At 54.1% G+C, this 25,039-nt stretch carries 17 protein-coding genes and 1 pseudogene; 12 read left to right on the top strand and 6 right to left on the bottom strand.

All coding sequences use genetic code 11. The features are described 5' to 3' along the window. Positions 1-36 precede the first annotated feature (36 nt). From AWR27_RS03470 to AWR27_RS03455, 3 genes are all read right to left on the bottom strand, one after another. On the bottom strand, positions 37-903 hold the full coding sequence (locus tag AWR27_RS03470; protein ID WP_077129917.1) for a hypothetical protein: 867 nt from the start codon (positions 901-903) through the stop codon (positions 37-39). 360 nt (positions 904-1,263) lie between these two features. Beyond that, positions 1,264-2,172, bottom strand: a complete 909-nt coding sequence (locus tag AWR27_RS03460; RefSeq protein ID WP_077129915.1) for a hypothetical protein — start codon at positions 2,170-2,172, stop codon at positions 1,264-1,266. Between the two features lie 295 nt (positions 2,173-2,467). Further along, positions 2,468-3,331 (bottom strand): hypothetical protein, encoded by an 864-nt coding sequence (locus AWR27_RS03455; protein ID WP_077129914.1) that lies wholly within the window; start codon positions 3,329-3,331, stop codon positions 2,468-2,470. Positions 3,332-3,524: 193 nt separating this feature from the next. On the opposite strand from AWR27_RS03455, the gene AWR27_RS03450 reads away from it, so the two are divergent. Beyond that, positions 3,525-4,004, top strand: a complete 480-nt coding sequence (locus AWR27_RS03450; protein WP_157579113.1) for a hypothetical protein — start codon at positions 3,525-3,527, stop codon at positions 4,002-4,004. Here the strand turns inward: AWR27_RS03450 and AWR27_RS03445 are convergent. Together AWR27_RS03445 and AWR27_RS03440 are read right to left on the bottom strand one after the other, a co-directional pair. After that, positions 3,985-4,266, bottom strand: coding sequence for a helix-turn-helix transcriptional regulator (locus AWR27_RS03445; RefSeq protein ID WP_077129912.1), 282 nt, complete (start codon positions 4,264-4,266; stop codon positions 3,985-3,987). The genes AWR27_RS03450 and AWR27_RS03445 overlap by 20 nt on opposite strands. Before the next feature lie 79 nt (positions 4,267-4,345). Continuing rightward, positions 4,346-5,260 carry a hypothetical protein gene (locus AWR27_RS03440; RefSeq protein ID WP_077129911.1) on the bottom strand — a complete coding sequence of 305 codons (915 nt, stop codon included), beginning with the start codon at positions 5,258-5,260 and terminating at the stop codon, positions 4,346-4,348. Positions 5,261-5,580: 320 nt separating this feature from the next. Here AWR27_RS03440 and AWR27_RS03435 point away from each other — a divergent pair, with 320 nt between their 5' ends. The 9 genes from AWR27_RS03435 (at position 5,581) to AWR27_RS03395 (ending at position 20,924) form a co-directional block, all read left to right on the top strand. Further along, positions 5,581-7,071: a S8 family peptidase gene (locus AWR27_RS03435; RefSeq protein WP_077129910.1), complete on the top strand. Its 1,491-nt coding sequence runs from the start codon at positions 5,581-5,583 to the stop codon at positions 7,069-7,071. Between the two features lie 52 nt (positions 7,072-7,123). Continuing rightward, entirely contained in the window at positions 7,124-7,369 is a 246-nt protein-coding gene (locus AWR27_RS03430; protein ID WP_077129909.1) for a hypothetical protein, read from the top strand. A gap of 216 nt (positions 7,370-7,585) precedes the next feature. Beyond that, on the top strand, positions 7,586-9,172 hold the full coding sequence (locus AWR27_RS03425) for a putative maltokinase (RefSeq protein WP_232325963.1): 1,587 nt from the start codon (positions 7,586-7,588) through the stop codon (positions 9,170-9,172). A 32-nt stretch (positions 9,173-9,204) separates the two neighbouring features. After that, a complete protein-coding gene (locus AWR27_RS03420; protein ID WP_077129907.1) occupies positions 9,205-10,038 on the top strand; it encodes an SDR family NAD(P)-dependent oxidoreductase in 834 nt (277 codons plus the stop codon). Between the two features lie 64 nt (positions 10,039-10,102). Next, positions 10,103-12,166, top strand: coding sequence for a 1,4-alpha-glucan branching protein GlgB (glgB, locus tag AWR27_RS03415; RefSeq protein WP_077129906.1), 2,064 nt, complete (start codon positions 10,103-10,105; stop codon positions 12,164-12,166). Positions 12,167-12,353: 187 nt separating this feature from the next. Continuing rightward, positions 12,354-13,118: a hypothetical protein gene (locus AWR27_RS03410; RefSeq protein ID WP_077129905.1), complete on the top strand. Its 765-nt coding sequence runs from the start codon at positions 12,354-12,356 to the stop codon at positions 13,116-13,118. A gap of 307 nt (positions 13,119-13,425) precedes the next feature. Continuing rightward, complete coding sequence (locus AWR27_RS25680) at positions 13,426-14,430, top strand: right-handed parallel beta-helix repeat-containing protein (RefSeq protein ID WP_077129904.1); 1,005 nt, start codon at positions 13,426-13,428, stop codon at positions 14,428-14,430. Between the two features lie 8 nt (positions 14,431-14,438). Beyond that, the gene (locus tag AWR27_RS26020) at positions 14,439-19,691 is read left to right on the top strand and encodes a choice-of-anchor Q domain-containing protein (RefSeq protein ID WP_077129903.1); all 5,253 of its coding nucleotides are present in this window, start codon (positions 14,439-14,441) and stop codon (positions 19,689-19,691) included. Between the two features lie 123 nt (positions 19,692-19,814). Continuing rightward, entirely contained in the window at positions 19,815-20,924 is a 1,110-nt protein-coding gene (locus AWR27_RS03395) for an MBL fold metallo-hydrolase (RefSeq protein ID WP_077133775.1), read from the top strand. On the opposite strand, the gene AWR27_RS03390 is transcribed toward AWR27_RS03395, so the two are convergent. Then, entirely contained in the window at positions 20,919-22,160 is a 1,242-nt protein-coding gene (locus AWR27_RS03390; protein WP_077129902.1) for an MFS transporter, read from the bottom strand. The two genes, AWR27_RS03395 and AWR27_RS03390, sit on opposite strands and share 6 nt — an antisense overlap. A 113-nt stretch (positions 22,161-22,273) precedes the next feature. Here AWR27_RS03390 and AWR27_RS03385 point away from each other — a divergent pair. Further along, positions 22,274-23,679 (top strand): annotated as a pseudogene (locus AWR27_RS03385) (Gfo/Idh/MocA family protein). Positions 23,680-23,794: 115 nt separating this feature from the next. Then, positions 23,795-25,036 (top strand): sugar MFS transporter, encoded by a 1,242-nt coding sequence (locus AWR27_RS03380; RefSeq protein ID WP_077129901.1) that lies wholly within the window; start codon positions 23,795-23,797, stop codon positions 25,034-25,036. The last annotated feature ends 3 nt before the right edge of the window (positions 25,037-25,039 follow it).

The raw sequence follows: 25,039 nt of genomic DNA, 5'->3' as shown, positions 1-25,039 counted from the left end.
TGAACGGTGGATTAGTGAAACAAAAAGGAATTCAAATTAAGGACACTCATAAGTATAATCAGTGACGCCAATACCTCCGCTATGCATGTATTGGCCGTAGTAGGGGTCAGGGTATTTATGAGTTTCTACCGCGATTTGGCGGCTAACTCGATTGTATTGATCAAAGGAGTAGAAACTTTTTAATTCCACTAACTCGCCTAAAGGAAATTCAAGGTTTGAATCATTGGCAAATTCAAAGTACACAGGTAAATTGGGAGATATACGCCCATAAAAAAAGTACTTGTTTGGAATATTTGGCCTTGTCAGATCATAGGCATAAGTGTAAGTATAAGTAGCCCCTCTCCATGAATACGAATCTTTCACTACAGTTAAATTCATACTAGCATCATAAAAATTCTGTGTCAGCACCCGCCCTGTCTTATCAACACTGTTGATTTCATAACCCTGGGCGTCATATGAAAATAATCGCTCGTACTCACGGCTTCGCCAGCCTTGCTCATTCAACGGGATGGTATCACCGTAGGTCTTGGTTTGATAGGAATAGAGTACGTAGACCGCCTGGGGCGTATATGTATAAGAGATGGTATGATTAGTAACTGAAGTACTTCGTGCTTCAAAAGGAGCCATCTTATGATCCTCTTTTACAATTCTGCCTTGTTCATCGTAGCTATAAGTAGTCTCCCGCGCCAACATCACTTCATACGATTTTCCAGCCGCCTTTACTATTTCTTTTTTAGCGTTGGCTCCAGGTCGCCAGCCATTCCAGTACACTTCCTTAGCAATGCGGCAGGTTGCCAAATTAGGGGCGGGTTCTATAGGCAATTGCACCTGCTCTTTGCAGCTAAGGGCAAGAGTCAGCAGGAGTAGGAAGGCAAGGGGGTGGGCAGTGATTCGGTTCATCATAGTTGGTTGAATAAGCGAGATAGGTTGAACTGATGCAAAGGTATGTAAGGGTTGAATACATAGCAAGCATTAGTAACTATTACTTTTTTTTGATACATATATATACAAATATGTTCATGTGAAATATAAATAAGTGCTTCTGGGCGTTTTGCTGAAACACGGCCCCATTGATGGGCAAACTGACACTGAGATTTTGGACGGTTGCCGGTAACGACAGCAGCAGACATACCCAGAGCGACAAACGCCACACTAAACGTTTTACCATAATACAGGTACTTAAAAGGGTTGAACAATACATTTCCTGTCAGGCCGCAGAGCCTGTGCTGAAAGAGTGCTGGTCAGGGAGGGAAAGTCAGAAGCTTAGTTGGGCGAACACGCGTACTCGAAGTCGGTCACGCTGATGCCGTAGAGACTATCTTCGAGTAGCCACCAGTTGACCAGGGCCTTGCCCTGAACAATGCGCCGAGTGACGCGGCCCCACCGGTCGTAGCTATACGCAAACCGCTTGCGGTAGGCCAGCCCAGTAGGATATTGGGAGCCATTTTGAATTTCCAACGTCTCTTCCAGAGGCAGGTTACGACTCTCTTTGCCCCGGAACTGGTGAATGATTGGCAGGTTGGGGCGGCTCAAATCGTAGCGATAACGCAGGTACTCCTGGTCGAAACCCCGCCATTGGCCGTCTATCTTTTGCCAGGAGGCATAGAGCAATTTCTCCGTTAGGTTACCATCGACATACTGATGCGTATAGGGCAGATAGGAAGGATAATGGTTAAGAAGTTGTCCATCCTGATTGTAGACATAATAAGCCGATCCAAAACCACTCGGACGAATAATGAGACCCTGCTCATTGGTTTGAACACTATCAGTTTGGGTACGATAAGGGTCACGCTGTGGTTCCCCACTTCTCTCAAACGTGTACACTCCTCCGTTTTTATACTCATAGACATAACGGGAGTACTGCCCTTTTAGCCGTTGTTCATATACTTCGCGAATACGCCCCTGCTCATCATACTGGTAGGTTGTCGTCACTACTGTACTTACCTTCGTGGTTGAGCCATCGGGCAGTTTCACCGTTTCTTCACCTTTGAGGAGGTCGCCGGTTCTACCTACAGACGGAGTTTTATATACAGTACGCACAATGCGGCAGGTTGCCAGATTCGGCGCGGGTTCGTCGGGCGGGGTAACGGGCAGTTGCACCTGCTCTTTGCAGCTAAAAGCAAGAGTCAGCAGGAGTAGGAAGGCGGACAACAAGGTCAGGAAGCGGGGCATAGCGATAGGTGGATTAAGCGGGGTGTTTAACTGATGCAAAGGTGCATAAAGGCATAGAACGCGTCAAGCTTTAGTTACTATTTTTCTTTTTTTAAAATATACCAATATCTTTATATCGGTATGATTGATAGACTAACAATCATACGGTTGCATCGGAAAACAGCCCCGTCTTTAGGGAATGTAACAGATAACGTTTGGGCAAACGCTACCGCATAGGTCAGCCAAAAGGCTAACCCCAGGAAAAATGATCGCATAGATGTGAACGGGGAATTAGTGGAACAAAACGAAACAAAAATTAAGGACACTCATACGTATAGTCGAACACGGCTATGCGGCTACCCAGCACATACTGACCCCAGCCCGATTCGATATTTTTTTGGTTAAAAATTTGGCGACGTACCCGACCGTACTTGTCAAATTCGTAGAGATAATCTGTCTGATGAAGTGGACCCGTTGGGAAGGCTGAGCCACCTTCCACACTCAATAGAAATTTAGTGACTAAATTTCTACTAATGTCTTTGCGAAGAAAATTGACAGGAGGTATGGCTGGTCGAAGTGTATCATACTCGTATTTATGAATAAAAGTACCACTCAAAACAGAGTAAACTTGTTGTTCGATTATATTGCCATTTTTTCGTTTTGACCTTACACTAAGTAATCCGTTGTTCTTCGTGTCAACTATTTCATATCCCTCTTTGATATAGCGTATATTTTCAAAATAAACAGTGTCATTTTGATGTATTTGTGCATACATATCACCTTGAGAATTAAGAAGGATAGTAAACTCTGTAGTGTTAAGACTATTCAATGACTTTTGCCGTACTTGAACGCGGTCAGAATAATATACACGTTCCATAAAGTTTTCCATTTTCCCATCAGGGCCATACCCTTCCGACCGAATCAATCGGCCCCGCTCATCATATTTATACCTGGTTTCGTCATACTTGTAAATAGTATATACCTCTGTTCCAACAAGCACAGTCTCTGAAGAAGGGTTAGGAATTCGGCTAACAGGGCCTAATCCCTTATGCTCTTCCCGTACCACCCGGCAAGTCGCCAGATTCGGGGCGGACTCTTCTATAATGGCTTCTTTTTTGCAGCTTCCTCCTATCGTCAGCAACAACAGCCAGGCGGGTAGAGTCGTGATAAGTGATTTCATAGCCGGTAAAGCGTTGAACATTGGAACGCTACAAAGGTAAAGTACACATCAGATACCGCGTATCATCCTTTGGGGCACTTTTGGGGGTATTTTGGGGTAATTTTGGGGGTATAACCGCCATCTGAGCGGGTATGGTGGGTATTCTTGCAGCAGATTTAGACCATCTGAGCCAACTACCCATCCCCCCAATGCTATGCATAACGCATTTACGCAAATTAAGTATCGCTTAAACAAAATTCGACTTACAACCTGCTTCTCCATACTGACACCACTACTGGGGGCGTTCATAGCCTGCCAAAACCCACCCCCTACCGCCGTGTCATCGCTGCCGTTTCCGGGTGCCTACTATGGGCATCTGACTGTAAGCCGCACAACAGCCGGGGTAACCTCCCAACAGCACTACGCCGGGGCGTCGGTGTTGATTACCACCCGCCCCGGCACCGATTCGCTCACTGTTCGGCTCTGGCAGCAACAGACCATCCTACCGGGACCCTTGCTCGGCTATCGAGTTTCGGGCAAACTAACGCTTACGCTGCCTGAAAAAGCCAGCCCGTCGGTTGCGTTGAGCGGAGAAGCTACCCGTACTGCCGACAGTTTGTTCGTGTCGGTCAGCAGGCATACTCCCACCGAGTTAGTTTACTATCGGATTCGGGCTATTCCGGCGCAGCCGTAGCAACCTCTTTGGCCCGATACATACCCGTCAGTTTAGTACGCAGCAGACTGGCAAAGCCCTCGGTTTCGAGCTGGCTCAGAGCCTGCCGAAAAGCAGTTTTGCCCGATACGCCTAATTTGCGGGCAATGTTCTTACGGTGTTTCTTCACCGTTTCCACGCTGATGCCTAACTCATCGGCAATGGCTTTGCAGCGTTTGTTATCGAGACAACCCAGCAGCACCTGTAGCTCGGTGTTGGTAAAGTGTTTATACAAATCAAGCATAGAATGGTTGGATAAATGGTTCATCATAGCATGTGGAGTAAGCGGGATAGGTTAAGCTGAAACAGGGAAAGTCAGAAGATTAGTTGGGCGAACACGCGTACTCGAAGTCGGTCACACCGACGCCATAGGTGTCATCTTCAAGCAGCCACCAGTTAACCAAGGCCTTACCCTGAATGATGCGCCGACGAACGCGGCCCCACCGGTCGTAGCTATACGCAAACTGCTTGCGGTAGGCCAGCCCATTAGGATATTGAGAGCCATTTTGAATTTCCTGGGTCTCTTCCAGGGGCAGATTGCGGCTGGGCTTACCCAGGAACTGGTGGATTACCGGCAGGTTGGGACGGTTCAGGTCATAGCGATAACGCAGGTATTGCCGGTCGTAACCCTGCCATTGGCCGTCTCTTTGCCACCGCGACGCGAAGAGTAACTCTTCGGTCAGGTTGCCATCGACATACTGATGGGTGTAGGGCAGATAGGAAGGGTAGTTGTTGAGCAACTGTCCATCCTGGTTATAGAAGAAAGATACCGAACCGAACCCCCTCGGACGGATGATGAGACCCTGCTCGTTGGTTTGAACGCTATCAGTTTGTACAATCAAGGGATCAAGATCTGCGGATGCATGTCTTTCAAATGTGTACACTCCCCCGTTTTTATACTCATAGACATAACGGGAGTAACTCCCCTTCAATCGTTTTACATAAATCTCCCGGATGCGCCCCTGCTCATCATACTGGTAGCTTGTCGTTCGTAGGGTACTCACTCTAATGGTCGAACCATCGGGCAGTTTTACTGTTTCGGGGTCTATAATCTCATCAGGCTTTAAACCAATGGTCGGGTTCTTGTAAACGGTGCGGGCAATGCGGCAGGTTGCCAGATTGGGGGCGGGTTCGTCGGGCGGGGGCGGGGTAACGGGCAGTTGCACCTGCTCGTTGCAGCTAAAAGCAACGGTCAGCAGGAGTAGGAAGGCAAGGGGGTGGGCAGTGATTCGGTTCATGATGACGGTGGAATAAGCGGGATAGGCTTAACTGATACAAAAGTATGTAAGGACTGAGTACGTAGCAAGCATTAGTAACTACTATTTTTTTTTGATACATATACCTGCAAATATGTTCATGAGAAGTATAAACAAGTACTTCTGAGCGTTTTGGTGAAACACGGCCCCGTCTTTAGGGAATGTAACAGATAACGTTTGGGCAAACGCTGCCGCATAGGTCAGCCATCAATAGACATCTCTCCACAATGGCCCGGCTTTTTTTATTGATAAAATGAGCAGAAAATCGTAGATTGAATCTGTAAAAAGACCATTTACGCTACATGTCCAAACCTCCTGTTTATCAGAACTACATTCTATTACCTAAACTCGGCGTTCGCTTTCCCGACAACTACCCCGACTCTGACGTACAACACACCTACGCCCGACTAACCACTCGCACGCACTTGGACGACGTTCTGGCCGGTTGCCTGACCGACCGGGCCGTGGTACTCGATATGATCGGATGCAGCGGGGCTAAACTGGTGCGGCTGTCAGCGGAGGAACTGCCTGATTTGCGGGCGCAATTGCCAGGATTACGTATTATACCGGAAGTGTTTTATTACCCGCAACGCTGGCAGCAGGAAGTCCGCAGCAAACCTCGCCCGCTGGCCGGACAACCGCGCACGGGCCTTAAACTGGTGCTGCGCGAAGGCCGAAGCAGCAAACCCATCATCGGTGCCACCGTTATGGCTTTCACTAATTTTGATGAACGTGAAGGCGAACATTCTATCTCTGATAATCAGGGCGTTGTGCGATTCCGAAGCATCGGCAACCGTCCAATCGAGCAGTTGTATATTTACCCCAAAGTGGGATACTGGACATTCTGGCGGCAAAATCTGACACTCGACAATGAAGCTGTTATTTCACTCGTTCCGGTTCGGCTAACCTATCAGGATGCTCAGCGTTTCTTCTACCCACCTGCGCCCGAAGACCATCCCAATGGGCGGGGCGTAAAAGTAGGCGTAATCGATACCGGCAGCGGACCACATCCCGACCTGGTACTGGCGGGTGGTACCTGTACCGTAACCGGCGACGATCCGACCGATTTCGCCGACATTGACGAACATGGTACGCACGTGGCAGGTATTATTGCCGCACGGGGCGTTTCGCCAACTGGATTGAAGGGCATTTGCCCTAACGTTGATCTATATACGTATCGCGTGTTTGGACGGAATGTACGGGGTGCGTCAAACTTTGCGATTATCAAAGCCATCGAGCAGGCCGTAACCGACGGATGCGACCTCATCAATATAAGCATGGGCGGTGGCCCTACCGACGATGCCATTGAAGATGCTATCAGTTATGCCCACGATAATGGCGCGGTTTGCTTCGTAGCTACTGGCAACGATGGTCGGAAACCGGTTAGCTTTCCGGCGTCGTTTTCGCTCTCGCTGGCGGTGGGGGCTATGGGTCGGCGCGGTACGTTTCCGTCCAACACCACCGATTCGCCGAACATTCAGCCCCCGTTTGGCACCGACCGGAAAAACTTTGTAGCGGCTTTCTCAAACATCGGCCCGGAGGTCGATTTTATTGCGCCGGGCGTGGGCATCGTCTCAACGGTGCCGGGCGGTTACGCGCCCCTGAGCGGCACCAGTATGGCCTGCCCGATGGCAACGGGCGCAGCCGCCCGGCACCTGTCGGTTCGCACCGACATTCTGAACATGCCCCGAAATACCGCCCGCGCCGAAGCCATTGTACACATGCTGGCCGAACAGGTACAGCCAATGGGCTTTGGCCCAACCATTGAAGGCACTGGAATGTTGTTTGTGTAAAAATTGTTCGCTATCTATGTGAATAATTGCAACACAATGACACTCAGGGCTTATGGCGCAGGATCGATATATCTTGAATTTTAAGGGTAGTCCACCGCTACCTGCCGACGACGTGCGGCTGATTCGGGCCAAATCGCACGTTGTTGACAGTAGCCGAAAGACGTTGCTGGTGGAAGTGCAGGAAGACGAAGTGGTGTATGAACTGGCCCGAAAACTACCCGACTGGACCGTTAAAAAAGAAACGCAGTACGCTGTTCCGACTACGCGGCCCCGCGTAAAAAAAACGCCGAAGGCGTAACGTAATTAGTGAATCAAGAAAGCCAGTTTCGCTTTGCCGGGGCTGGCTTTTTACGTTTTATTATGTGTAGTCAAGTATAAATTATAAATTTCACCGCAAAGGCGCGAAGACGCAAGGTATTTAGTGGTCTTGGCGTCTTTGCCGTGACGTAGTAAACATATGCCCGCAACACCTCTCTCCTTACCCACTGCCTGGCCCCATGTGGCACAGGACACTATGTTTTGGTCGACTTTGTCGCAGACACTGCTGCCGTATATAAACACCTGCCGCTGGTTTGCCGGAAAAGCCCGGCAACAAATGGGTTGCTCAGTGCCAACTGTTCATACGCTGCCGCTGCCCGATGGCGACGTGGCTTACCTGCTCATTCTGGAAGCCGCCTATGCCGATGGCGTGCCGGAAAATTACCTGCTGCCGCTGTCGTTCATCCGTGAGCCAACAACGCAGCAAGTGGCCGACATTCCCGAAAAAGGACGCATCACAGACGCACTAATAGGCGGGCAGCACGGTCTCCTGATCGACGCCATTTACGACGAACGGTTCCGGGCAGCTCTGTTTACGAATATTTACGAAAGTCAGACATTGCCCCAAACCAACGGGCAGTTGGCCTTCCGGCGTGGTAAAGGGCTGGACGAGAGCGACGGCTCGCTGTCGTCGCGGGTGCTGCCAGTCGATTCGAGTAACTCGGCCATGACCTTCGGTGAGAAATATTTCATGAAACTCTACCGCAAGCTCTTCCGCGAAACCAACCCGGAGGTCGATATGGTCGCGTTTCTGACTGACGAAAGCGATTTCGCGCACATCCCGGCCTTTGGCGGCAGCATTATCTGGCAACGCAGTCATACCGACCCGTTGGACCGCGCCGATATTACTCTCGGTATGGTGCAGCGCATGGTGCCAAACGACAAAGATTCGTGGGCACAAACGGGCGATTACCTGAACGATTTCCTGTATGCCGTACCGCAGCGATTATTTGCCATTCGCGAAGACGTATTTGAAAAAGTTGAACTGCTGGGCCGCCGAACGGGCGAGATGCACTGCGCCCTTTATAAACCCGGCTCCGACCCGGCTTTTGCGCCCGAACCGTTTACCGACGATTACCGCGAATTTCTGATTCGGCGATTCGAGGACCTGCTCGAACGCCGATACGCGCTCCTGATCGACAATTACACCAAACTCGACGAACAGGCGCAACGGCTGGCGTGGGTGTTTATGGAAGCTAAAGAAATGATCGACGCCTTTGTGGCCGACTTCCGCGCCCGCCCGCTCGACTCGCTGCGGATACGAATCCACGGCGATTACCACCTCGGGCAAGTGCTTGCCACTCACAACGATTTTGTTCTGATCGACTTTGAGGGCGAACCGGAAAGCACCATTACCGAGCGTAAAATCAAGCATTCGCCCCTGAAAGACGTAGCCGGTATGATCCGGTCGTATCATTATGCCGTTTCGGCCAAGCTGTTCAACTCCGCCGAAACCGATGGCCTGCACCCCGACCACCTGCAACGCGTGTCGGACCGCTGGTTTTATCTTATTCGCGATACGTTTCTGCACGCTTATTTCGACACCTTTGGTACGCCACACCCGCTGTTTAAAAATAATCACGAAACCAACTACCTGCTCATGATCTATCTGCTCGAAAAGGCGGTGTATGAACTGGGCTATGAAATCAGTTATCGGCCCTCGTGGGTGAAAATTCCGCTCAAAGGCATCATCGACGTGGTGCGCGAAATCGAAAAAATTCGCTTAGACGATGGCGACATAACCCCCAGCGTACCCATGCTGCAAACAGGGTTGCTGAACTAAACTACCTGATTGTTGCTAAACCCTTCGTGCTCTTGACTACATTCGAGAATACCACCGTCATCATTACCGGGGCCGGGTCGGGCATTGGGCGGCACCTGACGCTACAGGCCGCTGCCGAAGGTGCGCACGTGATTGCTACCGACGTGAATGAGAACACACTGGCCGAAACAAAACAGGCGGCTACCGGTCAGGTTGAAACAGTTCGTTTAGACGTGTCGGATGCCAGCGCAATCGGTGTTTTTGCCACCGAAACCATTGCGACACTGGCAGGCCGTAAACTCATTTTAGTGAATAATGCAGGCGTGGCGTTGGCAAGTGGTAACTTTACCGACACCGATCTGGCCGATTTTGAGTGGCTGCTGAACATCAACCTCTGGGGCGTCGTCCGCATGACCAAAGCCTTTCTGCCCTATATGATCGAACACAACGCCGGGCATATCGTCAACATTTCCAGCGTATTCGGGCTGGCGGGCGTTCAGAATCAGTCGGCCTATAGCACGGCTAAGTTTGCGGTACGGGGGTTTTCCGACGTGCTGCGGATGGAACTGCTCGATACCGGCATCAACGTTACGTGCGTACATCCGGGCGGTATTAAAACCAGCATTGCCAGTAGTGCCCGCATCGGGCTGGGCGGTTTCGTGACCGACGCCATGTTGCAACAGAGCGTTATGAGCTTCGAGAAAGTAGCCAAAACTACACCCGCCGAAGCCGCCCGCGTTATCTGGAACGGAGTTCGGCGCAACAAGGCCCGCATACTCATTGGAGCCGATGCCCGCCTGATTGAAGCCCTCACGCGCCTGTTCCCAACGGCCTACGTTCGGATGATGAAACAACAGATTGAAAAAGCGTTTGCCACTGAGGTCTGACCTTTTTTCCTAACTTTCCGCTCCCTTATCCGTTCAACAAAGTAATTCATTACGAATCCAACCTATGGCGAAACGCATCGCATCTGCCGAATCAGCACCCGATTCTACGAATATCCCCAAACCCGTCAGCCGCGCAGGCAAGGCAAAAAAAGCTGCTGCCGACGTACTTCAGCCCACTGCCGAACCAGCACCGGCGCAATCCGACGCTGCTCCGGTCGGCAGTGGCCCATATTCGCGCTTTACCGAATTCGACATCTATTTGTTTCGGGCGGGTAAGCACCAGAAACTGTACGAAAAATTTGGTTCGCACGTCGTAGAGCATAACGGCGTTGTAGGCACTTATTTCGCCGTTTGGGCACCATCGGCCCGCTACGTATCGGTCATCGGCAACTTCAACGGCTGGGACAAAGGCACCCATTCAATGAATGTTCGCTGGGACTCGTCGGGCATCTGGGAGTTGTTTGTGCCAGCTATTGGCAGTGGCGAAACCTACAAATATTTCCTCGTTCACGAAGGCGGGCGCGAACTGGAAAAAGGCGACCCCTACGCCCATTTCTGGGAGGTGCCCCCCAAAACGGCGTCTATCGTTCGTGACACCTATTACGAATGGAACGATCAGGAGTGGATGGCAAACCGCAAAGCCAAAAACGCCCTGAACGCCCCCGTTTCTGTTTACGAAGTGCATCTCGGCTCGTGGCGTCGCGACCCATCCAACCCTGAACGGTTGTTAAGCTACGGCGAAATTGCCGACGCGCTTGTACCTTATGTTCAGGACATGGGCTTTACGCACGTTGAGTTCATGCCCGTTATGCAGTACCCTTACGAACCGTCGTGGGGCTATCAGATTACGGGCTATTACGCACCCAGCAGCCGCTTCGGTACTCCGCAAGACTTTATGGGACTGGTAGAACGGCTCCATCAGGCTGGTGTTGGCGTACTTCTCGACTGGGTGCCGAGTCATTTTCCGGGCGATGCCCACGGGCTGTATGAATTCGACGGGTCGCACCTCTACGAACACCCCGACCCACGCCGAGGCTATCACCCCGACTGGAAATCGTATATCTTCAACTACGGACGCCCCGAAGTGCGGTCGTTCCTGCTCTCAAACGCGCTATTCTGGCTCGACCGCTGCCACGCCGACGGACTGCGCGTCGATGCCGTAGCGTCGATGCTGTATCTCGACTATTCGCGGAATGCGGGCGAGTGGGAGCCGAACATCTTTGGCGGGCGCGAAAACCTCGAAGCCATCTCGCTCTTCAAAGAACTGAACGAAGCCATCTACCTGAACTATCCTGACGTACAGACCATTGCCGAGGAATCGACGGCATTTCCGGGCGTATCGCGGCCTGTGTTTGTGGGTGGACTGGGCTTCGGTATGAAGTGGATGATGGGCTGGATGAACGACACGTTGCGGTATTTCGAGCGGAACCCCGCTTTCCGTAAGTTTCACCAGGACGAGTTTACGTTCAGCACGGTTTACGCCTTCACGGAGAACTTCATGCTACCCCTTTCGCACGATGAGGTGGTGTATGGCAAACACTCGCTGGTGGGCAAAATGCCGGGCGACGAGTGGCAGCGGTTCGCGAACCTGCGCCTGCTGTTCAGCTATATGTTTACGCACAGCGGCTCCAAACTGCTGTTTATGGGCGGAGAATTCGGGCAGACGTCCGAGTGGAAATTCGATGACAGTCTCGACTGGCACCTGCTCAACTTTGCCCCGCATCAGGGCGCGGCTGCGTGTGTAAAAGCACTGAATAACCTCTACCGCACCGAACCCGCTTTATTTGAACGTCAGTTTCAGGCCGACGGTTTCGAGTGGATCGATACCACCGACCGCGAAAACAGCATTGTCACGTATGCCCGCAAAGGCGATAACCCTGCCGACACGCTGCTGATTGTGCTGAACATGACGCCCGTGCCACGTTCCGATTATCGCATTGGCGTACCAGCACCCGGCACTTACCGCGAGCTATTCAATTCCGACGCCCGCGACTTCTACGGTAGTGGCATTACAAACGGCGAACCCATTGTCAGTGAAACCGAACCCTGGCATGGCCGCCCCCAGTCAATACGGCTTAATCTACCTCCGTTGGGCGCCACGGTGCTAAAAATTTCGAACCAGGATTAGCCAGAATTCACAAGATTAAAACAAGATGCTATGCTGCGCTTATTGATTTATCAGGATAAGCCAGGAGTGTACAGCACATGGGCAAATCCACAGCGTAGCAAATAAGCGCAGCAACTAAGCGCAGCGTAGCATCTTGCGGTAATCTTATAAATCTTGGCTAATCCTGGTTCAGAACTATCTTTGCCGCATGAGAAAAATACTCGTTGCTCTTTTTACGCTTTTATCCGTTTGCAGTTTTGCCCAGTCGCCGGTGGCGACCCGCCTGAGTAGCGGTATCGATCTGGGCATGGGGTACACTAAAGACAATTACAACCCCTCGTTTGCGTATTATCAATTGCTGAACCTCGGCGAGAAAAAGCGATTTTCGGTTGGCTGGACGTTCCGATTTGCCCCCTATTACGGCGACAATCTGAATTTCTACACAGCCCCGGCCCGCCTTACGCGTGAGAAATCAGGTTTTTCGGCCCTCGCTGCTCCGCTTGTCGAACGCAACATCGATACCGTCCGATTCGATTTCATTACAGCTACATCGGCCAATCTGGGCATTCGGGTGCAGGTTAATCTGGGCATTGTTGACATTGGAGCGAGTGCCGACCTGCTGGGCATAACCTACGGACGATGGCGCACGGCCACTTATCGCTCCTCGACGGGTCTTTTCCAACCCGACTCCAGTGGTTCAGTGCCACAGCCCTTTCGGGGTGCCAATAATCAGCAGCGTGGCTATCCTACCCGTTTCAACGTGCGGATGCTGGGCGACAACGACATAGGAACATTAAACACCGAAGTATACGCCCGACTGAAAATAACCCAGAATATTAAGTTGAAACTTGGGTATCAATGGCTTACGGTGGGCGTAACCATGCAAAATCGCGACGTTGTGTCCGACAACAACCGCTTTCGTCATCGCGCCGGGCTGGCCTATGCCGCGCTAACGTTCCCGTTGTTTAACTAAGAGAGATTGGCGTTTAGCTTCCAGAGCCAGACCGACCAGATCAGTCAGATTCGTCGACATTAGGCTGGCAGATTCTTATACAAACAAAGCTTATACAGACAAGGTATGTTAGTCTGGACCTATCCAGGTCTGTAGACTCGGCGTAACCATACAACCTAATAGTAAATTTATTGAGAGCCGTGGGTATTTCTGAGCAACTTACCGAACGATAAGTGACGCCGTGGCATGGCTACGTTTCATCACACTTCTTCGTGGCGTACCATTCCACTACTCTAAAACACTGGCTTTGCGCCATCCCACCGTACTCATGCGCTCACCTTTTCTTTTCCTGATTACCCGCCTGGTTCAGGCCAGTCTGATTTCTCTGTTGCTCCTGCTGGGCAACCTTTCGGCCCAGGCCCAGACTATCCGCTACGTAAAACCTGTCGCTACCGGCACAGGTACGGGGGATTCATGGGCCAATGCCAGTAGCGACCTCCAGGCCATGATTACGGCGAGTGCCGCCAACCAGCAGGTATGGGTGGCTGCCGGAACCTACCGACCCGGTGGCAACGCCAATACAGACCGAACCATCAGCTTTGCTATGCGAAACGGCGTGGCGATCTACGGGGGCTTTGTGGGCAACGAAACCGACCTCAGCCAACGCCCCGCCATCAACCCCATCAGCGGTAACCCGTCCAGCAGTACACTCAGTGGCGATTTGCTGGGCGACGACGGGCCGAACGCTGCTAACAACGGCGATAACAGCTACAATGTAATCAGCAACAACAACAATGGCCTGAACGCCACGGCGGTGCTTGATGGCTTTGTCATCACTGGCGGAAATGCCACTAACGGGCGGGGGACTGGTTTCGCCGGTGGTGGGATGATCAATCTTAGCAGTAGCCCCACCATCACCAACTGTAGCTTCATCAGCAATGTAAGTGATGATAGCAGTGTTGCTTATGGCGGGGCCATGCACAACAGTAATAGTAGCCCTACGATCACCAACTGTAGCTTCCAAAACAATCGGGCAACGGGACTATTTGGCACTGGCGGGGCCATTTACAACGGAGGCAGCAGTAGCCCCACCATCACCAACTGTAGCTTCACGGGTAATCAGGCGAGGGGGGGGGCGGTGCTATCGCCAGCGAGGTGCCCAGCCCAACCATTACCAACTGTAGCTTCCAAAGCAATACGGCTGCAAATGGCGGGGCCATCTTCAACAATGCCGGCAGTAGCCCCACCATCACCAACTGTAGCTTCCAGAGCAATTCGGCTACTAACCTCGGCGGGGCCATCTTCAACAACAACAGCAGCAGCCCCACGCTGACCAACAGTGTGCTGTGGGGCAACGGGGGCGGCAACACCGTCTTCAACGGTACCAACAGCAGCAGCACGGCTACCTACTCGCTCTTCGACCAGAGCGTGACGGGCTACAGCACCGGCCCTACTAACCTTACCACAACCACCTCGCCCTTTGCGTCTCCGACCAGTGTATCCTTGGCAACGGGTTCGCCGGCCATCAACGCGGGCAACAACAACGCACCGGGGCTGGCGGGCATCACCACCGATTTGGCGGGCAATCCGCGCATTGTGGGGTGCGTGGTCGATATGGGCGCGGTCGAGTTTCAGGCTGGGGCCACACCCGGCTTAGTCACGTGGACGGGCTGCACCAGCCGCGACTGGAACACGGCGGGCAACTGGGCATCGAGCAACGTACCTACGGCCACGAGCGATGTCGTGATTCCGTCGGGGCCGGCCAATCAACCCATTCTCAGTACCACGGCGGTGGCCTTCTCGGTGGAGGTGCAAAGCGGGGCTTCGCTCAGTATCAGCAGTGCGGGGAGTTTGACCATCAACGGCTCAAAGACCCTCGGTGGCTTTACAAACGCGCTGTTTAGTGGCGGAACGGTGACCAACGACGGACAGATTGTTATCGACATTACCGCCAGTACCAGCCAGTTTGGTCTGTGGAATCGGGGAACCTTCACCAACACCGGACGTATCAGCATCGACCGCACCACGGCTCAGGCTCTGCGGAATCCGTCGGGTACAGCGGCTACCTTTATCAATTCAGGCACCATCACCATTGGAGGGTCGGCAACAGTCAATGACAACGGGATACTCAATCAGGCTACGTTTCAGAACAACGCTGGCGGGCTGATTACGATTGACCAGGTGACGGCAAGTACGGGGGCAGCTATATTCAACGGGGGGGCCAGCGGTAGTTTCATCAATTCGGCCACCATTACCATCGGCGCGTCGGTCAGTGTCGGCGGGAATGGCATCACCAATCAAGCCAGCTTTACCAATACGACGGGTGGCGACATCAGCATTAACCGGGCATCGGTTAGAGGCATCACCAACTTCGCTACGTTTATCAACTCGGCCACGCTGACCATTGGCAACATCGACTTTTCGGCAGCGGATGGCATTCAGAATCAGGGTACGTTTACCAACAACGCTACGGGCGAAATCAGAGCCGACAGGGCACCCGGCAATGCGGTCCGTAACGTAGCGGGGACGTTCGGTAATGATGGGAAGATAGTCATCGGTTCTGTCGCCAATACGGGGGTGGGAATTTTGAATACCGGAACTTCCTTCTCCAACACGGCCGGGGCCAGTATCCAATTAGACCGGGTTACACGGGGGCTGACCAACGCGAGTGCGTTTTTCAACGCCGGCCAGATCAAAATGGGCAATAATGTGCCGTTAGGCGAGCGGGGGCTTTTGAATGGCAATGGCACGGGTACAGTGGCAGCGGTGTTCAACAACCTGCCCGGTGGCTTGCTCCAGATCGACCAGACGGCGGCTAATCAGGACGGGATTACGAACGAACTGCTTACGACGTTCAACAACGGGGGTACGGTCAGCATCGGGATGTCGGGTAGCATTGGGGGTAATGCCATTGCCAACGCAGGGACGTTCAGTAACGGTGCCTGTGCCACGCTGAACATTGGCGATAATCTGCTCAATACCAACTCGCTGACCAACGTCGGTTTCTTCACCGTCAGCACCACCCAACCCCACAGCAACAACGGCACGCTGACCAACAACGGCGTTATCTCGTATCCGCAGGGCAACCCCATTCCCAACGTGACCAACAACGCGCTGGTTGTAAATTCGTTTAGCGTGTGCGGCACTACGTCGGCCACCGCACTACAAATTGGCGGGGCTAACAGCTTTTCGGCGGGCAGCACCTGGTACACCGATGCGGGCCTGACTACCCCGGCAGGAACCTATGACCAGAACACAAATACATTCACGCCCACTAACCTGAGCGCACCCGGCAGCCTGCCATTATATTTTACCGCCACTGATAACACCAATGCCTGCACCCGGACCGTGTCGGTTAGTGCAACGCTGAACGTGCCGCCCAGCCTGACGGTCACAGCCAATCCCTCGCTGACCATCACGAACGGACAGACTGTTACCCTCACGGCCTCAGGGGCCAGCAGCTACACCTGGACGGGCGGCAGCACCGGCAGCAGTTTCACGGCCACACCTGCCAGCGATACCCCCTACTCGGTCACGGGCGCGAGCACGGCCGGGTGCAGGAGCAACACCAGTGTGACCGTGACCGTCAATGCGCCGTTGTGTTATTCAGTAGTGTATGTGACCCAGAGCGGGGCGGGTTTGCAGAATGGCAGTAGCTGGGCCAACGCCTACCCCGGCACGATGTTGCAAACCGCCATCAACTCGGCTACTTCGTGCAGCGGGGAGGTATGGGTAGCAGCGGGTATCTACCGGCCTACCACCAGCACCGACCGCACCATTAGCTTCCAGATGCGGAACAACGTGCGTATCTACGGCGGCTTTGCAGGCAACGAAACGAGCCTGAGCAGCCGCCCCTTGACCAGCCCCAACGCGGGGAACCCCAGTAGCACCACCCTCAGCGGGGAGATTGGTGACCCCACCAGCACGACCGATAATAGTTTCCATGTGTTTTATCACCCTAATGGCTCAAACCTCAACAACACGGCTCTGCTCGATGGCTTTGTGATTACGGGGGGCAATGCCGACGCCACCTCTGGCGACAATGCCGGGGGTGGGGGTATGCATTTTCGTAGCTCTTCCAGTGTCCGTGTGAATAACTGTTTGTTCGAACTTAACACGACAGCTTCGGGAAACATCAATTTTGGTGGTGCGATTTTAAGTGTTTTTAGTTCGCTTCAGCTTACAAACTGCTTATTTCGCAACAATCAGGCTTTTTCCGGTGGGGCAATCTGTCAGGACGGTTCGAGCAGCTCGCTGACGCTGGTGAACTGCTCGTTTCAAAATAACAATGCCCCTTCTGGACTTGGAGGGGCAATAAATATAAATGCAGGCACCCTATTTAGCTATAACACCTCATTCATCGGTAATCAGTGTAGGTTTAATGGCGGGGCAATCTGGACTACGAATACCATCACATTGGTCAATAATTCATTTCAAAACAACAGAGCCGGTGCTTTTGCTTTTGGGGGGGCTATTTATGCAAATGGTAGTGCAGGTTTTCTAACCAATTGCGTGTTTTTTGGTAATGGAGGCAGCAATACCTTTTTTGGTGGTACACGCACTGCCAGTTACTCGCTCTTCGACAACACTACGGGCGTGGATGTCACAGGCCCCGGCAACCTCACCACCATCACCTCGCCTTTTGTCAGCACGGCCAGCGTGGCTCTCAACGCCTGCGCCCCGGCCATCGACGCCGGTGACCCCAGCAGTGCCACAGCCGCCACCGGGCCATTCTCCGTCACGGCCCTGCCACAAACGGACCTCGCGGGCAATCCGCGCATCTTCGGCGGGCGCGTAGATATGGGCGCGGTGGAGTTTCAGGACGCACCGGCAGCGTTTACGGTAACGGTTTCGGCCAGCCCCGGCCTAACCATCACCAGCGGGCAGACCGTTACGCTCACCGCAACGGGCGGCACCTCCTATACTTGGACCGACGGAACAACCGGCAGCAGCTTCACGGCTACGCCCGGTGTGGGTAGCACCACCTACTCTGTGACGGGCGTCAACGCTGCGGGCTGTACGAGCACCACCAGCGTTACCGTCACCGTTAATCCCGCCCCCACTCTGGCGGGCTTTGCCCCTACAGCCGCTACGGTCTGCGTGGGCAGCGTAGCTACGTTCACGGCGACGGTGGGCGACGTGACGGGAGCGTACAACTTTACCCTCACCAACGGCACAGGGCCAGTGAGCGGCACGGCTACGGGCGCGTCCTTCAGCCAAACGCTGACGGCTAGTGGTTCGGGCCAACAGACCTTCACGCTCACTATCGGGGCTAACGGCACCACAGTGGCGAGTAGCACTACGTTGAGTGTGCAGGCATTACCTACAGCGGGCATCAACCTGCCTACAAACCTGACGCTTACCTGTGCTTCGCCAACCGTTTCCATTTCGGCCACCGGCGGAGGCACCTACCGCTGGGACGATAACAGCACCACCGCCAGCCGCAGCCTGACCGCCAGCGGCACCTACTCGGTAACGGTCACCTCGGCGGGCGGTTGTTCCAGCACGGCCAGCCAACTCGTTACCCTCACGCTCAACAACACCGCCCCCAGCCTGGCCCTGAGTAGTACCAACGTCTGCGCGGGCAACGTAGTAAACCTGTCGGCTACGGCAGGACTCACCAGCTACACTTTTGTGGGTGGCAGCGGGGTCATTAGCACCGGCACCAGCAACACGGTCGCCGTGTCCGAGCTTAGTACGGCCAGCTATAGCTTTACAGTATTGGCCGCAGGGCCAAACGGCTGTACGGCCACAGCTACTACGTCGCTTACGGTGCTGCCCCGTCCGGCGGCTCCGGCCCTATCGAGCCAGAGCCGAAGCCTGACCGCAAGTCCAACGCCGGTGTCGCTGACCGGATTTGTGGAGGCAACCGGCAATGCGCTGAGCTTCTCGGGCGTAACGGGGCTGCTCGATCCGCCAACAGCCAACATCAGCACGGCGGGGGTTCAGAACTTCTCGGTCAGTCAGACCAATGCCAACGGCTGTATCAGCCCGGTCACACTCTTCAGCCTGACGGTAACGGCTCCGGTGGTGGTCACGCCCGCCAGCCAGACCGTTTGCCGGGGTAGTCAGGTGGTACTCACGGCAGGCACTACCGGTACGCGCTACGAATGGTATCGGGGTGGGCAACTACCCGCCAACCGGCTCATCAACGTAGTGGGCGTTCAGGTGGGTACAGGCACGGCCAGCCTGACGCTGGTGAGCGTACAGACTACGGCTACCTATTTCTGTAAGATTTTTGCTGCCAACGGCAGCTTCACCTGGGCCGGGCCGTTTGCGGTGGTCGTCAACGCGGGCTGTGTGGCACCGGGAGGCCGGGTAGCGGCTCAGTTGGAAACACCCCTACGGGTAATTATTGCCCCCAACCCGGTAGAGGGCGGCTGGCTGCGGGCGGTCGTGACGGGCGCGGGCGGGCAGCGGCTGCGGGCGCAGTTGACCGACCTGAACGGGCAGGTGCTGCGGGAGCAGCAGTGGGAACAGGCTGATACCAAACACCTTATCGAGTGGGACATGCAGGCCCGACCCGGCGGGGTGTATCTCCTGCAGATCGGCACCGACGGGCAGCACACCACCCTCAAACTAATAAAGCCTTAATATGTCCAGTCGCTCTCAATCGTCTATGGCGTAGCGGAGAACGATTACCACATAGAGCAATCAGCCACGGGCGTATATTCCGACGGTGTGGAACCGGCCCCTTCCGAACGCCGTTCGCTGGATATGAACCGTCTGAAAATTAGTATGCTTGTTGGACTGATTGCTCTTTTGCTGGTAGCCATTGGCGGCTTTTTTTACCTGCGTCAACCCGTTTTCGGCAGTGATCCGGCCACCACCCGACTCGAACGCATTCAGCAGTCGCCTAACTATCGCAACGGTTCGTTTCAGAATACAGAGCCTACTGACGTGATGCGGCAGGGTGCGTCGTACTTCGCTATGATTGGCGATTACATCAACAAATCGCCAATTAACACCCCGCCGAAACCACTGCCCACTGTACAAACAAACTTACACGCCCTACCCGACTCGGTGCCGACGGTGGTGTGGTTTGGGCATTCCTCATACCTGATTAAATCAAAGGGGGTTACCATTTTGGTCGATCCGGTGTTGAGCGGCAGTGCGTCGCCGGTGTCGCTGTTCGGGCGGGCTTTTGCCGGAGCTGATGCGTATGCTGCCAGCGACCTGCCCGACATCGATATGCTCGTGATTTCGCACGACCACTACGACCATTTAGACCACAAAACCATTACCGAACTGGCCCCACGTGTGAAGAAATTTTACACGGCTCTCGGCGTAGGTGCCCACCTCGAACGCTGGGGTATCTCGCCCGACCGCATCGTAGAATTTGACTGGGGTCAAACCCATCAGGTTGCCGACAGTATCGTGCTGACGGCTACCCCGGCGCGGCACTTTTCGGGCCGGAGTCTGGCGCGGGGCCGCACGCTCTGGACCTCGTTTGTGTTCGACCTGCACGGCTACCGGCTTTTTCTGGGTGGCGATTCGGGCTACGACGGGCAGTTCAAGCAGATTGGCACAACCTACGGCCCCTTCGACCTGGCGATTCTCGAATGCGGGCAATATGGCCGCGACTGGCCCAGCATTCACATGTTTCCAACTGAAGTAGCCACAGCCGCGCAGGACTTGCGGGCCAAAACGCTGCTACCTGTTCACTGGGGCAAATTTGCGCTGGCCTATCACGCCTGGAACGAACCGATTCAGCAACTCGTAGTCAGTGCCGCCGAAAAGGGCATCCCCGTGACTACTCCACGCATTGGCGAGCCAATCACGGTTGGCGGAGCATTGAAAACGGAGCATTGGTGGAACAAACTATGACAACGCCACTTCCTCCGTTGGGTCGATGCGGAGCCAGAGCAGGCAGGAACACAGCAGCAGGCCCGCAATCAGGAACAGCGGCAGGTTGAAGTCGCCAGTGGCTTTCACAATATAGCCGAATAGTACGCCCAGAAATACGGCTCCCAACTGCCCCACCATGTTCATGGCCCCCGATACTGTACCCGACTGACTGCGGCCAACGTCGTTGCAGACCGCGAACGAGACGGGCAGGGTCAGGTCTTTGAAGCCCATTCCCATTGCCAGCAGCACAGCCGCCGTTTGGTTATCTTTCGTGAGGGCAGACAGACAGATGACAATGGCCGATAATCCCATCCCGACGATGCCTACTGCCCTCCGGCCTACTTTCAGACCGTAGCGTTTGGCAAGCCAGTCGCTGGCATAACCGCCTGTAAAACAGCCAATGGCTCCCAGAAAAAACGGCAGTGTAGCGAAGATCTGCATCTCGTCTTTGCCAAAACCGCGTCCTTCTTTCAGGTAAGTTGGCAACCAGCCGGTGAAAAAATAGGCTCCGTACATGTAAAAATGGAACATGAGCATAATGGCCCACATGTTCGGACTACGCAGCACGGCCCGCCACGGAATGTGGTGGCTGTGTGCCCGAAACCGGCGATTGGCTTCGATGTGCTGCACCTCATCTGCCGACACGCGTGGTTCTTCGTGCGGAAAATCGCGGAACCAGCCATACCACGCCACGGCCCAAACTACACCCAGCAGGCCCATCGCAAAAAACGATACCCGCCAGCCGAATTGCGCGGCCACCGGAATCACGAGCCACGGAGCCAGTACCCCACCCACTCGCCCGGCGGCCCAGATAAATGCCTGCGCCCGGCCCGTTTCCTGACGCGGAAACCACCGCGATACCACAATCGACGCGTTTGGATACGCTCCGGCTTCACCCGCCCCGAACAGAAACCGCACAATCACTAAATACAGCCACGACGTGGCCGTGCCAGTCAGAGCCGTGAACACCGACCACCAGGCTACTACCCGCGTCAGCACGCGCCGGGGGCCAAGCCGGTCGCCGAGTGCGCCGGTAGGTAATTCAAACAGCGCGTAAGACAGCGCAAACGCACTCAGTACCCAGCCCCAGGCATCATTTTCGATACCGAGGTCTTGCTTCATGTCGGCGGCAACGAGAGAGATGCAGGTACGGTCGATGTACGTAATAGCCGAAAGTGCTACTAAAAAAGATAAAACACGGGAACGGTAGTTCATGAAATCTGGAGGGTTCGGAATTCTACGCCTAACGTAGCGAAAATACCAACGCGATGCGGAGACTGGCCCGTTTTGCTGCTTTGGGTTATATTGCCAAAAATTCTGACCGACCTATGCCTCACCCTACCCGACGCCAGTTTATCCGCACAACGGCTTTTGCCGGTGCCGCAGTATCCACCGGGGCAGTATCCACAGTGGATGCGTCTGTTTTTCCGACCATTCTTACTAAAGCCGAACGCGGCCCGGCGAAACCCGCTGATTCGGTCGTTCGACTGGGCTTCATTGGTATTGGCTCTCGCGGACGCAGCCACGTTGAACAGGCTCTGTACCGGGCCGACGTGCAGATTCCGGCTATCTGCGACATCGACCCCGAAGCGATCAGTCGTACTAATGCGATGATTGAAAAAAGTGGCCGGAAAAAACCGGAAGCGTACACCAACGGAGCCGAAGCGTTCCGGCAGATGCTGCAACGCAACGACCTCGACGGGGTGGTGATCGCCACGCCCTGGGAATGGCACGTACCGATGGCCGTTGCGACCATGAAAGCGGGTAAATATGCCGCCGTAGAAGTATCGGCCACCGTGACCTTGCAGGAGTCGTGGGATCTGGTGAACACCTCCGAACAGACCAAAATGCCGTGCATGATTCTGGAAAACGTATGCTACCGGCGCGACGTAATGGCGGTGCTGAACATGATTCGGCAGGGGTTGTTCGGCGAGATGACCTACGCACACTGCGGCTATCAGCACGACCTGCGCGACATCAAGTTTAACAATGGTAAGCAATACGCGGGCGGTGGCGTTGAATTTGGCCCGAAAGGGTATGCCGAAGCCCGCTGGCGCACCCAACACTCCGTCGACCGCAACGGCGACCTCTACCCTACGCACGGCCTCGGTCCGGTGGCACACTGGTTCGACATCAACCGGGGCAATCAGTTTGTACGGCTCACGAGCATGGCAACCAAAAGCCGGGGCTGCACAAGTACGTGGTCGATAAAGGCGGCAAAGATCATCCGAACGCCAAAGTCAACTTCAAACTTGGCGACGTGGTGACAACCATGATCGAATGCGCGGATGGCGAGAACATCGTAATCATGCACGACACCAACTCGCCCCGCCCTTACTCGCTCGGTTTCAGGGCGCAGGGCACGGAAGGCATCTGGATGGACGACAACGACATGATTTATCTGGAGGGTAAGTCGCCGAAGCCGCACACGTGGGAGCCGTTTGCAACCTATCAGGAACGCTACGACCATCCGCTCTGGAAACGCCATGCCCAAACCGCCGAAAACGCGGGCCACGGCGGCATCGACTTTTTTGTATTACGGGCGTTCATCGAAGCCGTAAAAGCGAAAGGCCCCGTGCCCATCGACGTGTATGACGCAGCCGCGTGGAGTGCCATCAGCCCGCTATCGGAGCTAAGCATCGCGAAAGGCAGTCAGGCCGTTGACATTCCTGATTTCACACGCGGCAAGTGGAAAACCAACAAGCGCATTTTTGGGCTGGATGATGCATTCTGAACCAGGATTAATTAAGATGTATTAGATTGAACAGGATTTTCTTATAATTGAAGGCTTTTACGCGTCAGATAATCTTGTTTAATCCTATAAATCCGGGCTAATCCCGGTTCAGACATTGACTCCAACCGCCACTCCCCCTAAATCTCAGAATTACACCGGCCCGCTGCTCATTATCGGAGCACTTTTTTTTGTGTTTGGCTTCGTTACGTGGGTCAACAGTGTGCTCATTGCCTTTTTCAAACAGGCATTTGACCTCAGTACGGTAGGCTCCAATCTGGTGGCTTTTGCGTTTTTCATTTCCTACACGGTCATGGCCATTCCATCGTCGGCGGTGCTGAAACGAACGGGGTTTAAAAACGGCATGTCGCTGGGGCTATTGACAATGGCGATTGGTACGCTGATTTTCGTACCGGCGGCCAATGCCGTGTCATACCCGCTGTTTTTAGTGGGCCTATTTCTGATTGGCATCGGGCTTACGGTGCTGCAAACGGCCTCGAACCCATACGCCACTATTCTCGGCCCGCGCGAAAGTGCAGCCCAGCGGATCAGCTTTCTGGGTATTGCCAACAAGTTGGCAGGTATTATTAGTCAGCGCGTTTTTGGGGGAATATTACTCACTGGCACAAGCGTGGCTGTGGGGGCCGAGAGTCTGCAAAAGGTGGTGCAGCCATATCTGATTCTGACGGGCGTTCTGGTTGTGCTGGCGGGACTGATTCGCTTCTCAAACCTGCCCGAAGTATCAGAAGAACAAGACGACACCACCGCCGATTATGCGTCCGGTTCGACGTTGCGAAACCACACCAGCATCTGGCAGTTTCCAAACTTGGTTTTAGGGGCTTTGGCTCTATTCTGTTACGTGGGGGCCGAAGTAATTACGGGCGATACCATCATCAACTACGGTAAGGCCATTGGGTTTAGCAACGACGAAGCCAAGCACTTCACCGAATATACGCTCTATGGCCTGCTGGCGGGTTATGTGCTGGGGATTGTAGCCATTCCCCGCTGGATTTCGCAACAAAACGCGCTGCGTTACGGCATGATTCTGGCCCTGATTCTAACTGTTGGCGCGTTAGTGACTGACGGTTTTACATCCATACTATGCATTGCACTGATGGGGTTTGCCATTGCGCCCACCTGGCCTGCTGTGTGGCCGCTGGCACTGAACCGGCTCGGCAAATTCACCAAACTCGGCTCGGCATTGCTCATCATGGCCATTGCGGGCGGAGCCGTTTTACCCCTGCTACACGGCTACCTCACCGATGCCGTTAGCCCCAAAATAGCCTACGCGCTGCTGCTGCCTATGTTTGGATTTATTCTGTACTATGCTGTATCGGGCTATAAAAAGTCGAGTTGGTAAATT

Origin of the sequence: Spirosoma montaniterrae (assembly GCF_001988955.1) — a bacterium.
In the GTDB taxonomy this organism is placed as follows: domain Bacteria; phylum Bacteroidota; class Bacteroidia; order Cytophagales; family Spirosomataceae; genus Spirosoma; species Spirosoma montaniterrae.
Note: the sequence above shows the minus strand (reverse complement) of the source record. Positions and strands in the feature narration are given on the sequence as shown.